11 protein-coding genes are annotated in these 14,337 nt (G+C 67.2%); 10 read left to right on the top strand and 1 reads right to left on the bottom strand.

All coding sequences use genetic code 11. From position 1 onward, the window contains the following. Nucleotides 1–4 precede the first annotated feature (4 nt). Complete coding sequence (locus LYSCAS_RS14875) at nucleotides 5–829, bottom strand: hypothetical protein (RefSeq protein WP_213434826.1); 825 nt, start codon at nucleotides 827–829, stop codon at nucleotides 5–7. A gap of 305 nt (nucleotides 830–1,134) precedes the next feature. Here LYSCAS_RS14875 and LYSCAS_RS14880 point away from each other — a divergent pair, with 305 nt between their 5' ends. The 10 genes from LYSCAS_RS14880 to LYSCAS_RS14925 all read left to right on the top strand — a co-directional run bounded on the left by LYSCAS_RS14880 (nucleotide 1,135) and on the right by LYSCAS_RS14925 (nucleotide 14,331). Next, nucleotides 1,135–2,232 carry a PAS domain-containing sensor histidine kinase gene (locus LYSCAS_RS14880; protein ID WP_213434827.1) on the top strand — a complete coding sequence of 366 codons (1,098 nt, stop codon included), beginning with the start codon at nucleotides 1,135–1,137 and terminating at the stop codon, nucleotides 2,230–2,232. Next, nucleotides 2,229–2,870 (top strand): response regulator transcription factor, encoded by a 642-nt coding sequence (locus LYSCAS_RS14885; RefSeq protein WP_213434828.1) that lies wholly within the window; start codon nucleotides 2,229–2,231, stop codon nucleotides 2,868–2,870. Before LYSCAS_RS14880 ends, LYSCAS_RS14885 begins: the two co-directional genes overlap by 4 nt. Nucleotides 2,871–2,902: 32 nt before the next feature. Continuing rightward, the gene (locus LYSCAS_RS14890) at nucleotides 2,903–3,280 is read left to right on the top strand and encodes a response regulator transcription factor (RefSeq protein ID WP_213434829.1); all 378 of its coding nucleotides are present in this window, start codon (nucleotides 2,903–2,905) and stop codon (nucleotides 3,278–3,280) included. 77 nt (nucleotides 3,281–3,357) lie between these two features. Beyond that, nucleotides 3,358–4,827, top strand: coding sequence for a DUF3300 domain-containing protein (locus LYSCAS_RS14895; protein WP_244858572.1), 1,470 nt, complete (start codon nucleotides 3,358–3,360; stop codon nucleotides 4,825–4,827). Continuing rightward, nucleotides 4,824–5,729, top strand: coding sequence for a DUF2950 domain-containing protein (locus LYSCAS_RS14900; protein WP_213434830.1), 906 nt, complete (start codon nucleotides 4,824–4,826; stop codon nucleotides 5,727–5,729). The genes LYSCAS_RS14895 and LYSCAS_RS14900 overlap by 4 nt, the downstream gene beginning before the upstream one ends. A 185-nt stretch (nucleotides 5,730–5,914) precedes the next feature. Next, a complete protein-coding gene (locus LYSCAS_RS14905) occupies nucleotides 5,915–6,817 on the top strand; it encodes a cation diffusion facilitator family transporter (RefSeq protein ID WP_213434831.1) in 903 nt (300 codons plus the stop codon). 105 nt (nucleotides 6,818–6,922) lie between these two features. Beyond that, complete coding sequence (locus LYSCAS_RS14910) at nucleotides 6,923–8,374, top strand: DcaP family trimeric outer membrane transporter (RefSeq protein WP_213434832.1); 1,452 nt, start codon at nucleotides 6,923–6,925, stop codon at nucleotides 8,372–8,374. Between the two features lie 11 nt (nucleotides 8,375–8,385). Beyond that, nucleotides 8,386–10,698: an Orn/Lys/Arg family decarboxylase gene (locus LYSCAS_RS14915; protein ID WP_213434833.1), complete on the top strand. Its 2,313-nt coding sequence runs from the start codon at nucleotides 8,386–8,388 to the stop codon at nucleotides 10,696–10,698. Between the two features lie 11 nt (nucleotides 10,699–10,709). After that, on the top strand, nucleotides 10,710–13,010 hold the full coding sequence (locus LYSCAS_RS14920) for an Orn/Lys/Arg family decarboxylase (RefSeq protein WP_213434834.1): 2,301 nt from the start codon (nucleotides 10,710–10,712) through the stop codon (nucleotides 13,008–13,010). Between the two features lie 4 nt (nucleotides 13,011–13,014). After that, complete coding sequence (locus LYSCAS_RS14925) at nucleotides 13,015–14,331, top strand: amino acid permease (RefSeq protein WP_213434835.1); 1,317 nt, start codon at nucleotides 13,015–13,017, stop codon at nucleotides 14,329–14,331. Nucleotides 14,332–14,337: the final 6 nt, after the last annotated feature.

The following is a 14,337-nucleotide window of genomic DNA, read 5'->3' on the forward strand; positions in this document are numbered from 1 at the left end:
CCGCTTACCAGCGATAGACGTAACCCAGCTTCAGGCCGCTGTCGACGAAATCCACGTTGCCGAGGAAATCGGATTTCTTCGCGTCGGCGTTGATCTTGCTGACGGTGTAATCCAACGAGAAGCCCGAGCGCTCCCACGGGAACCACTCCACGCCGATGCGTCCGAACGTCACGTTGGCATCCACGTTGTCGACGTTGGCCTGGAAGTAACCGGCGTCGGCGCCGATGCGCCACTGGCCGTGGCCGCCCGGCGTCCAGCGCCATGCACCGCCGATCGTGATCGAGGGCAGGTCGGCCGAGGCGTCTTCGCGCACCGCGCCGCCGACGGTCGTGCCCGAGGCATCCACCTGCAACGCGAGCGCGGCATCCATGCGATACCAGATCATGCCCACGCGCGGGCCGAGCGCCCAGTTTTCCTTCGATGCGGCCCACCACACGTAGTACGCCTCGTACGCATCGATGCCGACGTCGGCGCTGACGATGCTGTTGGTGCGGTACGTGGTGTTCTTGAAAGTGATGTCGCGCGTGACGGTGCGCGTGGCGTCGGCATCGTTCTGGTAGTACGTGAGGCCGAATTCATGCTTCTCCCACGGCCGCCAGGTGACGCCGACGTAGCCGATGGCGGCGCTGTCGTCGAGGCCGAAGTCGCGCTTGAAATCCACGTCGGTGCCGCGCGAGGTCGTGCCGTCGGCGCGCACCTTCGTATCCCATGAGGTGATGTAACCGCCGATGCGGAAACTCACCGTATCCAGCGGCGTGATCTGCTGCGCATGCAATGGTGCGATGGCGAGCAACCCGAGCGTCAACACCGAAAGACCTGCGATCTTCATGGCGGTTCCCTTCCCCTTAGGTTGGTACTGCTCAGTCCTGCGTGGGCCGATGGTATGCCCGCTGCAAGGGCTGCGATAGGTGACCTTCGGGACACATGACCGTTCGTCGGTCACCCGCTGGATGGATGTCCTCCCACCGAAGATGCTGGCGTTGTGCATCTTGCATAGGGACATCACCGACCACCGTAATTCGCGGTCAGGAACGCGCGGTTATGGGTCAAAACCAGTTACCCGGTCGCGTCACCGATCCGCCCGGCCCCGGGTTGCGCGCCGGGATTTCGCACGTCTGGGGATTGCTGCACCGCATGGGCCAATCGCCCCGGCGTCGCGCATTCAGCAGCGATGCCTCGCTGCTCGCGCATGCCACGCCCGACGACGTCCGCGCCCTGCTCGATGCCGCGCCGACGGGCATGCTGCTGATCGACGCGAACGGCTACATCGCCGTGGCGAACGCGACCGCAGCGCACATGCTGGGCGACCCGCCGCAAGGCCTGCACGGGATCCACGTGCACGACGCATTGCCGGGTTGCGGGCACGATGGCGAGCAGACCGCGGTGCAACCCGACGGCCGGCTCACGCCCATCGGCGTCGAAGCCCGCTCCGTGCGACTGGCGGGTCGCGATGTCCTGCTGCTGGTGCTGGCCGACGTCGCTGAATGGCGGCGCCGGGAACACGAAGCGGCGCGCCAGCGCGACGAGATCGCACACCTCTCGCGCGTGGCGATGCTGGGCGAACTCTCCGGCGCCCTCGCCCACGAACTCAACCAGCCGCTCGCGACCATCCTGACCAACGCGCAGGCCGCGCAGCGCCTGTTGCGGGCGCGTGGCGCGGAGGCCTCGCAACGGGTGCTCGACGAAATCCTGGCCGACATCGTGGCCGAAGGCCGGCGCGCGGGCGAAGTGATCCACCGGTTGCGCCAGTGGCTGCGCAAGGAACACGCCGACCACGTGCCGCTGGTCGTCAACGAGGTCGTGATCGATGCGCTGCACCTGGTGCGCAACGACCTGCTGCACCGCGGCGTGGACGTGCAGCTCGAACTCGCCGGCCACCTGCCGGCGATCGATGGCGACCGCATCCTGCTGCAGCAGGTCCTCCTCAACTTCGTCATCAACGGGTGCGACGCCATGGAAGACACCGAAGGCCCGCACCTGCTGCGCGTGCGATCGCGTGCCAGCGAGGATGGCAGCGTGCGCGTGGACGTGATCGACCACGGCCACGGCATCGACCCGGCGATCCTGCCGGTGATGTTCGAACCGTTCGAGACCACCAAGCCAGGCGGCATGGGCATGGGCCTGGCGGTCTGCCGCAACATCATCGAATCCCACGGCGGGCGCGTGTCCGCGCGCGTGGTGCCCGAAGGCGGCGCGTGCGTCGGCTTCGAACTGCCGGCGCGCGTGCAATGAGCGCGATGACGCCCGTCGTGCACCTGGTCGACAACGACCCGCGCATCCTGCGATCGCTGGCGCGCCTGTTCGAGATCGAGGGCATCGCCACCACTTCGAGTACCTCGGCGAAGGAATTCCTGGCGCATTACGACGCCGACGTGCCGGGCTGCCTCGTGCTGGACCTGGCGATGCCGGGCGAAAGCGGCCTGGAATTGCAGGAGGCCCTGCATCGCAGCGCCGTGCCGGTGCCGGTGGTGTTCCTCTCCGGCTGCGGCGACGTGCCCTCGAGCGTGAATGCGATGAAACACGGCGCGGTGGACTTCCTGACCAAGCCCGTCGATGCCGATGCCCTGCTCGGCGCCGTGCAACGCGCGATCGAGCAGGACCTCGCGCAACGCGCGCGTGCCGCCGACGACGCCCGCGTGCGTGCCGCGCTGGACCGGCTGACGCCGCGCGAGCACGAGATCCTGCCGTGGCTGGTGTCGGGCAAGCTCAACAAGCAGATCGCCGCGGAGCTGGGCGTGGTCGAGAAGACCGTGAAGGTGCATCGCATGCACGTGATGGAAAAGCTGGGCCTGCACAGCCTGGCCGACCTGGTGCGCCTCGTCGAACGCCAGCGCATCGCGCCAGCGCCCGTTGGGCCAACGCCCAATTGAACGCGGCGCTGCGCGGGCCTAGCGTCCGCGCCATGCAGTCGCGCGCGCCCGTCATCGCGATCGTCGACGACGAACCCGGCGTTCGCCGAGCGTTGGAGCGGCTGCTCGGCCTGTCGGGATTCGAATCCCGCCTCTTCGCGAGTGGCAGTGATTTCATGGAACACCTCGAGGGCATCGACGGCGTGATCCTCGACCTGCACCTGCCGGGCATGTCGGGCTTCGACGTGCAGAAGGCGCTCGCGGTGCGCGAAGCGCCGATCCCCGTCGTGGTGCTCACCGGCAACGACACGCCCGCCAACCGCGCGCGCAGCCTCGCCGAAGGTGCGCGCGCGTACCTGACCAAACCCGTCGACGACGAAGAACTCTTGCAGGCGTTGCGCATGCTCGCCCCCGCGGCTTCACGTAGATGACCCGACCGTTGGCCGCCACATCACATTCTTCCCGTCGTCATTCCCTACAGCTGCTGATTCCACATAAGGAGGACCGCATGGACACCCCACGGACGCACACCGCAACGCGGCGCGACGCGCCCTTGCTGGCGTTGCGCATCACGGCACTCGCCGCATGCGTGCTGGCCATGGGCATCGCGGTCGATGCACGCGCGCAGGCCGCGCCACCCGCCGGCCAGTCGACCGCAACGCCGTCGACGCTGACGCAGCAGGACGTGTTCTCGAAAGAAGAACTCGCCCAGGCGCTCGCGCCCGTCGCGTTGTATCCCGACGCCCTGCTCGCGCAGGTGCTGATGGCCTCGACGTATCCGGGCGATGTCGCCGATGCGGCCAAGTGGTCGAAGGCACATCCCGACGTGAAAGGCGACGCCGCGGTCAAGGGCGTCGCGACGGAAGACTGGGATCCGAGCGTGCAGGCGCTGGTCGCATTTCCGCAGGTGGTGCTGATGCTCGGGCACGACATCGCGTGGACGCAGAAGCTCGGCGATGCGTTCCTGGCCCAGCCCGATGACGTCATGAACACCGTGCAGGAATTGCGCCGCAAGGCGCAGGCCGCGGGCAACCTCAAGTCGGACGAGCACCAGAAGGTGTCGCAGGAAGCCGCGACCGGTACCGCTGCCGCTGCGTACCCGCAGACGATCATCATCGAGTCCTCGGAGCCGGAGAAGGTCTACGTGCCCACGTACGACCCCTCGTACATGTACGGCGCGTGGGGCTATCCCGCCTACCCGCCCTACTACTACCCGCCGGGCGCGTACTGGTATCCCGGCGCCGCGCTCGTGGGCGGCATCATGTGGGGCATCGGCATCGGCATCGCCGGCGGCCTGTGGGGCGATTGCAACTGGGGCAACGGCGACATCAACATCAATTCGAACCGCTACAACAACTTCGAACGCAACATCGACCGTGAACGCGGCGAGCGCGGGGATCGCGGCAACCGCAGCGACCGCGTCGCCAACCGGGAAAACAACAACGGCAGGTTCCAGCACGACAGTTCGCGTCGCGACGGCGTGCCCTACCGCGACCAGGCCAGCCGCGAGAAATTCGGCAACCGCCAGGCGGGTGCGGAGAATCGCGCCGGCTTCCGCGGCGACGATGCGCGCCGCTCGCAGGCGCGGCAATCGATGGAACGCCAGGGCATGCAGCCGGCGCGCAACAACCAGCAGGCACGCGACTTCTCCAACACCGCGTCGCGCGATCCGCGTTCGTCGCAGGCCGGTGGCGGGCGCGTGGATCGCGGACCCGGTGGTTCCGCGTCGTCGTCGTACCGGCAGAACGGCGCGACCAACATGGGCTCGCGGGATGCAGCGCGTTCGCAGTACGGCGGCGGCGGCAGCTACGGGGGGTCGCGCAACAACGCGTTCTCCGGTGCGGGCAATTCCGGCGCATCGCGCGCGGCGTCCAACCGCGGCAGTTCCAGCCGGTCGGGTGCGGGCAGGAGTTCCGGAGCGGGTCGCTCGATGAGCCGACCAGCGCGTGGCGGTGGTGGCGGAGGGCGTCGTCGATGAACACGATCCAGACAATCCGGATGTCGTTGCTTGCTGCATCGCTCGCGTGCGCGTCGACCGCGTTCGCACAGCAGGCCTACCCCTCGCCCGACGCCGCCGGCGACGCACTCGTCGCGGCGCTCGGCCAGGACCACGCCGACCAGGCGAAGCTCGCCACCGTGCTCGGCGCGGGCTGGAAGGATTACGTGCCCGTCGGCGGCATCGATCGCAAGGACGTCGATGCGTTCCTGGTGAAGTACCGCGAGAAGCACGCGTATGAAGCGCGCAAGGACGGACGCAAAACCCTCGTCGTCGGCAACGATCCCTACTCGCTCCCGGTCCCGCTGACGAAGGACGGCAGCGGGTGGCACTTCGACCTGGCCGCCGGCCAGGATGAAATCCGCACGCGCCGCATCGGCCGCAACGAACTCGACGTCGAACAGGCGGTGCGCGCCTACAAGGACGCGCAGGACGACTACGCCGAAAAGGACCGCGACGGCGACGGCGTGCTCGAGTACGCGCAGAAGTTCACCAGCACCGACGGCAAGCACGACGGCCTGTACTGGGCCGAGGACGACAGCGGCGAAATCAGCCCGCTCGGCCCGCTGTTCGGCGACGACACGCCGAAGGGCATCTTCCACGGCTATCGCTTCCGCATCCTCACCGCACAAGGGCCGTCCGCGCCGGGTGGCGCGTTCGACTACAAGTTCGGCGACAACATGAGCCGCGGCTACGCGCTGGTCGCGTGGCCCGCCGAGTACGGCGAAACCGGCGTGATGACCTTCATGATCGGCTACGACGGCCAGGTGTTCGAACGCGACCTCGGCCAGCAGACCGACAGCACCGTCAAGGCGATGAAGACCTACGACCCCGACAGTGCGTGGAAGGAAGTGCCGGACGACGCGGTGGCCGCCAAGCCCTGACGCCGCGGCGCAACGTCGTCGCCACCGGCAGCAGCGCGCGCAATCCATGCGCGCGCGTTGGGCAAACGTCCAATTGAGCGAGGTATGCCGCGGGTATAGCGTCGAGGTTGCAGCCATGAGCCTCGAAAACGCCATCGCGATGGAATGCCTGAGCGGTTCGCCGACCGCTCCGGCGCGGGATAGCCATGGATACGCGCGCCGAACAACGACTGCTCCGGGCGTCCATCTTCGTCACGACGCTCGTGGGCGCCGGCGCACTCATCGCGGGCTGGATCCTCAACGCCTCGGCCATCATGTTCGATGGCATCTACAGCCTGATCGACGTGCTGGTGACGACGGGCTCGCTCACCGTCTCGCGCCTGCTGTCCAACCCGGCGAGCCGGCGTTTCCAGTACGGCTTCTGGCACCTGGAACCGCTGGTGGAAACCGTCGGCGGCGCGATCCTCGCCACGGCCTGCGTGTACGCGGGCATCGATGCGGTCGAGGGTCTGCTGCGCGGCGGGCATGTCATCGAATTCGGCACCGCGATCGCTTGGGCGGCGACGCTGGGCGTGGTCGGCATCGGCATGTCCACGTTCATGCGCAGGCAATCGCGCAGGTTGGGCTCGCCGTTGCTGGCGATGGATTCGCGCACGTGGATGGTCAGCGCGATGCTCAGCTTCGCGTTGCTCGCCGGCTTCGGGCTGGCGATCGCGATGGCAGGCACGCGCTTCGCGCGCTGGATCCCGCTCGTGGATCCGGCGGTGCTGCTGGCGGTCTCGATGGTCACGCTGCCGGTGCCGCTGCTCGGCACGGTGCGCGCGTTCCGCGAAATCCTGCAGGTCGCGCCCACCGAACTGGACCGCAAGGTGCGCGCGGTGATGGATGCGGTGATGGCCGAGCGCGGCTTCCTGGATTACGCCAGCCACGTGCAGAAAGTCGGGCGCGGGCAGTTCATCGAGATCCACGTGCTGCTGCCGGACACGCACGTGTTCTCACCGATTTCCATGGCCGATGCGCTGCGCGACGAGATCGCCGCGCGCCTGGGCGAGGACACCGCCACGACGTGGCTCACCATCGATTTCACCGGGGATCGCGCGTGGTTGTAAGCCGCCCGTCCCTCGTCCCAACCGCCGTCCGCGCGTAGCGGACGCGTGCCCGACTGCCACCGGAAGGAGACTGCCATGCGCTCCCCGCAGGATCGAATCGCATCGATGAAGTTGCATCTGCTCGGCGTTGCCCTGGCCGCCGCGATCGCACCCGGCGTCGCCGCCGCGCAATCGAAGGACGCCACCACGGCCGAACTGAAGGAACAGATCGCGAAGATGCAGGCGCAGCTGCAACAGCAGCAGCAGGCGATGCAGCAGATGCAGCAGCGCCTGTCGGAACTGGAGACGACGCAGCAGGCGCAGGCCGCCGCCGCGCCCACCGTCGCGCCCGCGGTCGCCGCCGCGGCGCAGCCGGTCACCGACGCCGACATCCCGCAGCAGGAACCGGCCTCGCGCATCCACAAGCCGCCCTCGGCGCTGGCCGGCGTCGAAGAGCCGCCACCCTCGGGCTACGTGCGCCTGGGCGATTCGGGGAACATGGTGAAGCTGGATGTCGTCGCGCAGACCGACATGATGTTCGACAACAAGCTGATGCCCTACAAGGACCTGTTCATCCCGGCGGGCATCCCGGTGGAAGGCCAGCCCTTCCACGACTCGCACATGCAGAGCAACCTCAGCGCCAAGCAGAGCGTGGTGCGCATGGACTTCCGCCGCGACACGCCCTATGGCCTGTTGAAGGTCGTCTACAAGAACAACTTCTTCGGGTTCGGCGGTCCGGACATGGACTACAACCTGCAGTACCTGTACGGCGAACTGGAAGCGAAGGACTACTCGATCCTCGCCGGCTACTACCTGTCCGGCTTCACCGACATCAGCGTGTTCCCCAACACGCTCGATTACGAGGGCCCGAATTCCTTCACCTTCAAGTACGCGCCGCAGTTCCGCTACACGCCGGTCATCTGGCGCCACGGCGAAGGCCGCCTGACGCTGCCGATGACGCTGGAAAAACCCAACGCCGACATCGCGCTCATCAGCGACAACCAGACGTATTCGAAATACCCGGACGTGACCCTGGGCCTGCGTTACGAAGCCCCCGACTGGCACATCCAGTGGTCCAACCTGTTCCGCAACCTGGCAGTGCAGAGCGCCTCGAGCGACCGCACGCGTTCCACCGAAGCCTACGCCACGCAACTGACCTTCGCCGCCGGCGTGTTCGGCGACGACAGCGTCCAGGGCTGGGTGAGCACGGGCAAGGGCTATGCGAACTTCCTGCAGGACATCACCGGCTTCGGCCTGGATGCGGCGTTCAACCCATCGCTGGACCTGGAGGCGACCGACGCCTACGCCTGGGGCATGGGCTACACGCACGCCTGGAGCGACGCGGTCAGCTCGAGCGCGTCGTACGGCTACCTGAACATCAACCCGGACTTCAACGTCTTCATCGACCAGTCGTTGCCCGACACCACGCAGTACGCCTCGCTCAACGTCGCCTGGCAGTTCAGCGAGCGCGCGATGGTCGGCGCCGAATGGCTGTGGGGACACAACAAGACCCTGGCCGGTGATACCGGCGATGCGCAACGCCTGCAGATGACCTTCCGCTACGACCTCAACCCCTGAGGGCTGCCGCAATGTCGATGAACGCCCCATGGATCCTCGTGGTCACCAGCGACCCGCCGGACAGCGGATCGGTGTTCCGCTTCGCGCTGCAACGCCTCGGCGAGGCGATGAAGCAGCAAGGCATCGAGGTGGTGCCCACGCATTCGTGGGAGGACGGCCTGGGCGTGGCGCGCGGTTCGGCGACCTACTCGGGCGTGGCGATCGACTGGAACCTCGGCGAGACCGCGAAGCCGCGCGAAGACGAAGTGCTCGCGATCATCCACGCGGTGCGCCGCAAGTCGCTGCGCATCCCGATCTTCCTGCTGACGCGCGACCTCACCGAGGGTTCCATCCCCTGGAGCATCGTCTCGGAAGTGCGCGAGTACGTGAACCTCGCCGGCGAGACGCCCGAGTTCTTCGCGCGCCGCGCGCAGTTCGCCATCGACGAATACCACGAAGCGTTGCTGCCGCCCTACTTCAAGGCGCTGAAGAAACTCACCGAGGAAGGCACCTACCAGTGGGATGCGCCCGGACACATGGGCGGCGCGGCCTACCTCAAGCATCCGGCCGGCGCGGAGTTCCATCGCTTCTTCGGCGAGAACCTGATGCGCGCCGACATCGGCATCTCCAACGTCGAGCTGGGCTCGTGGCTCGACATCGAAGGCCCGCCGGCGGAATCGCAGCGCATGGCCGCGCGCGTGTTCGGCGCCGACTGGACGTTCTACGTGCTCGCCGGCTCGTCCGCCTCCAACCGCATCGTGATCCAGGCCTGCGTGGGCCAGGACGAGATGGTGGTGGTGGATCGCAACTGCCACAAATCGCTGAACCACGCGATGACGCTCGCGCGGTCGCGGCCGGTGTACTTCCAGCCGAGCCGCAACGGCTACGGCATGATCGGATTGATTCCGCCAAGCCGCTTCACCGCCGCGCACATCGCGGGGCTGGTGAAGGATTCGCCGTTGTCGAAGGGCGCGCGTTCCACCGAAGCGGTGCATGCCGTGGTCACCAACCCGACCTACGACGGCATCCTCTACAACGTGGATCGCGTCGCCAAGCTGCTGTCCGACAGCGTGCCGCGCGTGCACTTCGACGAAGCCTGGTATGCGTACGGCAAGTTCCATCCGCTGTACCGCCACCGCTACGCCATGGGCGTACCGCGCGACATGCCGAAGCGCCCGACGGTCTTCAGCGTGCAGTCGACGCACAAGATGCTGCCGGCCTTCTCGATGGCCTCGTACATCCACGTCAGCAACAGCGAGCGCGGCAAGGTCGCATGGTCTCCGTTGAAGGAGGCCTTCATGATGCACGGCACCACCTCGCCGTTCTACCCGCTGATCGCCTCGCTCGACATCGCCAGCGCGATGATGGATGCACCCACCGGGCCGGCGTTGCTGGAAGAGACCGTCGGTTATGCGATCGACTTCCGCAAGCGCGTCGCCGCCGCGGCCGCGCGCTACGCGAAGGCAGGCGAATGGAGCTTCAGGCTCTACCAGCCCGACAGCGTGCGCATCGACGGCAAGCAGGTCCCCTTCCAGGAGGCACCGACCGACACGCTGTGCAACGACGCGCAGTGCTGGACGATGCGCGTGGGCGAGGACTGGCACGGCTTGCCGGATGAAGTGGTCGCCGACGACTTCGCGATGCTCGACCCCACCAAGGTCACCATCCTGTGCCCCGGCACCGACGCGCAGGGCAAGATCGCCAAGCTCGGCATCCCCGGCACCATCCTCAGCAAGTTCCTCGATGCGCGGCGCCAGGAAATCGCGCGCACGGGCGACTACACGGTGCTGATCCTGTTCTCCGTCGGCACCACGCAAGGCAAGTCCGGCACGCTGCTCGAAACGCTGCTCGCGTTCAAGCGCCTGTACGACCGCGACGCATCGATCGAGGAAGCCCTGCCGGAACTCGCGCGCGCCTACCCCGACCGCTACGGCACGATGACGTTGCGCGGGCTGTGCGAAGAAATGCACCAGGCGATGACCGAGCTCGACCTGCAGGCGATGGCCAACCACGCGGGCGAAGTCATTTCCGAACAGGTGCTCACGCCTTCGGATGCCTACCAGCACCTGATCCACGGCCGCACCGAAGAGGTGCGCATCCGCGACCTGCCCGGCCGCGTGGCGGCGCTGATGATCGTCCCGTATCCGCCGGGCATCCCGGTGCTGATGCCGGGCGAACGCGTCGACCCCAAGGGCGGCACCATCCTGAAGTTCCTCGAAGCCGTCGAAGCATTCGGCAAGCGCTTCCCGGGCTTCAGCCGCGAAGTCCAGAACATCCATCCCGACGCCAACGGCGACATGTGGGCGACGGTCGTCGCCAACGACGCCCTCGCCTCGGGGCGCTGAAGGAGAACGCAATGCGCGCCAGCACCGACCAGCCCCAACGTTTCCGCGTCCTCATTGCCCATCGGCAGGTCGGGACCGACACCGCGAGCGGACGCGCGTGCGCGGCGCTGGCCGAGGAATTCGCGCGCCGCAACGTCGAGACGGTGACCGCCGCCGAAGGCAGCGACGCGCAAGGGATTGCCACTTCCGACACCGGGCTGCACGCCATGCTCGTCGACTGGTCGATGCCCGTGGGCGACGACGCGTCGGGCGATGCGGCCGCGCTGGTCGATGCGATCCGCGCGCGCAACGAGCGCGTGCCCATCTTCCTGCTGACCGAACCGGAAAAGGCGAAGACGCTCAACGCCGAGAAGCTGCGGCAAATCGACGAACTGGTGTGGCTGCTGGAGGACACGGCGCCTTTCATGTGCGGCCGCGTCGAATCCGCCATGCGCATCTACGCCGAGGGCCTGTTCGGCCCGATGGTCACCGCGCTCTCGCGGTTCCATCGCGTGCACGCGTACTCGTGGCACACGCCGGGGCACACCGGCGGCACCGCGTTCCTCAAGCACCCGGCCGGGCGCGCGTTCTTCGATTTCTACGGCGAGAACGTGTTCCGCACCGACCTGTCCATCAGCGTGGGCAGCCTGGGCTCGCTGCTGGACCACACCGGTCCGATCGGCGAGAGCGAGAAGTACATCTCCCGCATCTTCGGATCGCACCGCAGCTACACCGTCACCAACGGCTCGTCCACGTCCAACCGCATCATCTTCATGGCGTGCATCGGCCGCGACCAGGTGGTGCTGTGCGACCGCAACTGCCACAAGTCGCTCGAGCACGGGCTGATCATGAGCGGCGGCATCCCGCAGTACATGATCCCCTCGCGCAACCGGTACGGCCTGATGGGGCCGATCTATCCCGGGCGCTTCGACGAGAAGACGGTGCGCAAGGCGATCGCGGACACGCCGTTGTCGAAAGGCCTGGAGGACCAGCAGCCCGCGTTCGCCGTGGTCACCAATTCCACGTACGACGGGCTTTGCTACAAGGTGGACCGCGTGCTCTCGCAGCTCGGACCGTGGGTGGACCGGGTGCATTTCGACGAAGCGTGGTTCGGCTATGCGCGGTTCAATCCGTTGTATGCCGGGCGCATGGCGATGCGCGGGGATCCGTCGGCGCACGATCCGAACGGCCCCACGGTGTTCTGCACGCATTCCACGCACAAGCTGCTGGCCGCGTTCTCGCAGGCCTCGTACATCCACGTGCGCGATGGCCGCAACGCGATCCCGCATCCGCGCTTCAATGAAACCTTCATGCTGCACGGCTCCACGTCGCCGTTCTATCCGATCATCGCGTCCAACGAAATGGCCGCCACGATGATGGACGGCGCGAGCGGCGCGGCGCTGACGCGCGAGTCCATCGACGAGGCGATCCATTTCCGCCAGCTGGTCGGCCGGCTGCGCCGCCAGGCGGAGGCGAAGAAGGATTGGTTCTTCCGCACCTGGAATGCCGACACGGTGCACGACCCGTCCAGCGGCAAGCGCGTGAATTTCGAAGACGCATCTCCGGAACTGCTGGGCACCGACCAGCAGTGCTGGGTGCTGCATCCGGGCGATGCGTGGCATGGCTTCGACGACCTCGAAGACGACTACTGCATGCTCGATCCGATCAAGGTCACCGTGCTGATGCCGGGCGTGCAGGACGATGGGTCGCTCGGGCCGAAGGGCTTCCCCGCCTCGCTGCTCACCGCCTACCTCCACGCGCGCGGCATCGAAGTGGAGAAGACCAGCGACTTCGGCGTGTTGTTCCTGTTCTCGCTGGGCATCACCAAGGCCAAGTGGAGCACGCTGCTCGCGGCGATGCTCGACTTCAAGCACGACTACGACCAAGACACGCCGTTGTCGCGGATCATGCCGCACCTCGTCGCCGACTATCCGGACACCTACACCGGCCTCGGGCTGCGCGGGTTGGGCGATCGCATGTTCGAAGAGCTGCGCCGCACCTCGCAGATGCAGAACCTGCAGAAGGCGTTCCAGTCGATCCCCGAAGCGCGCATGTCGCCGGCCGATGCGTACCAGGCGCTCATCCGCAACCGCATCGAGCGCGTGCCGTTGTCGCAGCTGGCCGACCGCACGATCGCCACGAGCGTCGTGCCCTACCCGCCCGGCATTCCGATGATGATGCCCGGCGAAACCGCGGGCGCGGCGGACGGGCCGTACATCGGATACCTGAAAGCGCTCAAGAGCTGGGACAAGACCTTCCCCGGCTTCGGCCACGACACGCACGGCGTGGAAGTGCACGACGGCGAGTACTACGTGCAGTGCGTGAAGGACTAGCGGCATGCACGGCGGCACCGGCGACAAGAAGATGGGGCTGGTGGCGGCGACGTCGCTGGTCGTCGCCAACATGGTCGGCACGGGCTTGTTCCTGCTGCCGTCCAGCCTGGCCGCCGTCGGCAGCATTTCGGTGTTCGGGTGGCTGGTGTCGACGCTGGGCGCCACGGCGCTCGGCCTGGTGTTCGTGCGCCTGAGTTCTTCTGCACCCAAAGCCGGCGGACCGTACGCGTATGCGCGCGATGCCGTCGGTCCCTTCGCGGCGTTCCAGACGAACACGCTCTACTGGGGCGCCAGCGTGCTGGGCAACGTGGCGATCGCGGTGTCGGTGACGGGCTATCTCGCCGTGTTCGCACACGTCCTGGAATCGCCGGTGCCGGCGTGCATCTGCACCATCCTCGTGATCTGGCTGTTCGTGTGGCTCAACACGCGCGGCGCGTCGTCGGTCGGGCACTTCACCACGATCACCACGGTCGCCGGCATCCTGCCGGTCGCGGTCGTGGGATTGCTCGGCTGGTTCTGGTTCGACCGCGGCGTGTTCGATGCGGGATGGAATCCGTCGAACATGCCCGCCGCATCGGCCGTGATGACGAGCGCGTCGATCGCGTTGTGGGCGTTCCTCGGGGTGGAGAGCGCGGCGGTGTCGGCGGGCGTGATCGAGAATCCGAAGCGCAACGTGCCGCTGGCCACGATCATGGGACTGGCTATCTCCGCGGTGATCTACGTCTCGTGCTGCACGGTGATCATGGGCATCCTGCCCAACGCCCAGTTGCAGTCCTCGCATGCGCCCTTCGCCGAAGTGGCCAGCGTGATGCTCGGCCCGTGGGCCGGCAGCGTGATCGCCATCGCCGCGATCCTCAAGGCATCGGGCTCGCTGGTGGGCTGGATCCTGATCGCCGCGCAGTCGTCGCAGGCGGCGGCCACCGACGGCATGTTCCCGCAGTCGTTCTCGCGCCTCAACGCGAACGGCATGCCGGCGCGCAACCTGGTGGTCACCGGCGTGCTGATGACGGCGCTGGTGATCCTGACCGCGTCGCCGACCCTGTCCGAGCAGTTCTCGCGCATCACCAACGCCACGGTCATCCTGATGGCGCTGCCGTACATCTATTCGGTCATGGCGATGTGGCGGATGGATCGCGCCGCGCACCGGACCGACCACCTCGCGGCCTCGATCGTCGTCGGCGTCGCGGCGTGCCTGTACTGCGTCGGCGTCGCGATCGGGCAATCGCACGACCTGGTGTTCAAGGCGATGATCGCGTTGCTGCTGACCACGCCGCTGTTCGCGCTGGTGCGCCTGCAGGACGGACAACCCCGCGTCGGGTAGGTGCAA

The sequence above is a fragment of the Noviluteimonas caseinilytica genome (assembly GCF_018406605.1).
Classification (GTDB): domain Bacteria; phylum Pseudomonadota; class Gammaproteobacteria; order Xanthomonadales; family Xanthomonadaceae; genus Noviluteimonas; species Noviluteimonas caseinilytica.

What these genes read in the sequence shown, in the direction of transcription:
- LYSCAS_RS14900 (WP_213434830.1), top strand. Translation starts at nt 4,824, where the DNA reads ATGAACACGATCCAGACAATCCGGATGTCGTTGCTTGCTGCATCGCTC.
- LYSCAS_RS14875 (WP_213434826.1), bottom strand. Translation starts at nt 829, where the DNA reads ATGAAGATCGCAGGTCTTTCGGTGTTGACGCTCGGGTTGCTCGCCATC.
- LYSCAS_RS14885 (WP_213434828.1), top strand. Translation starts at nt 2,229, where the DNA reads ATGAGCGCGATGACGCCCGTCGTGCACCTGGTCGACAACGACCCGCGC.
- LYSCAS_RS14890 (WP_213434829.1), top strand. Translation starts at nt 2,903, where the DNA reads ATGCAGTCGCGCGCGCCCGTCATCGCGATCGTCGACGACGAACCCGGC.
- LYSCAS_RS14905 (WP_213434831.1), top strand. Translation starts at nt 5,915, where the DNA reads ATGGATACGCGCGCCGAACAACGACTGCTCCGGGCGTCCATCTTCGTC.
- LYSCAS_RS14880 (WP_213434827.1), top strand. Translation starts at nt 1,135, where the DNA reads ATGGGCCAATCGCCCCGGCGTCGCGCATTCAGCAGCGATGCCTCGCTG.
- LYSCAS_RS14915 (WP_213434833.1), top strand. Translation starts at nt 8,386, where the DNA reads ATGTCGATGAACGCCCCATGGATCCTCGTGGTCACCAGCGACCCGCCG.
- LYSCAS_RS14910 (WP_213434832.1), top strand. Translation starts at nt 6,923, where the DNA reads ATGAAGTTGCATCTGCTCGGCGTTGCCCTGGCCGCCGCGATCGCACCC.
- LYSCAS_RS14920 (WP_213434834.1), top strand. Translation starts at nt 10,710, where the DNA reads ATGCGCGCCAGCACCGACCAGCCCCAACGTTTCCGCGTCCTCATTGCC.
- LYSCAS_RS14895 (WP_244858572.1), top strand. Translation starts at nt 3,358, where the DNA reads ATGGACACCCCACGGACGCACACCGCAACGCGGCGCGACGCGCCCTTG.
- LYSCAS_RS14925 (WP_213434835.1), top strand. Translation starts at nt 13,015, where the DNA reads ATGCACGGCGGCACCGGCGACAAGAAGATGGGGCTGGTGGCGGCGACG.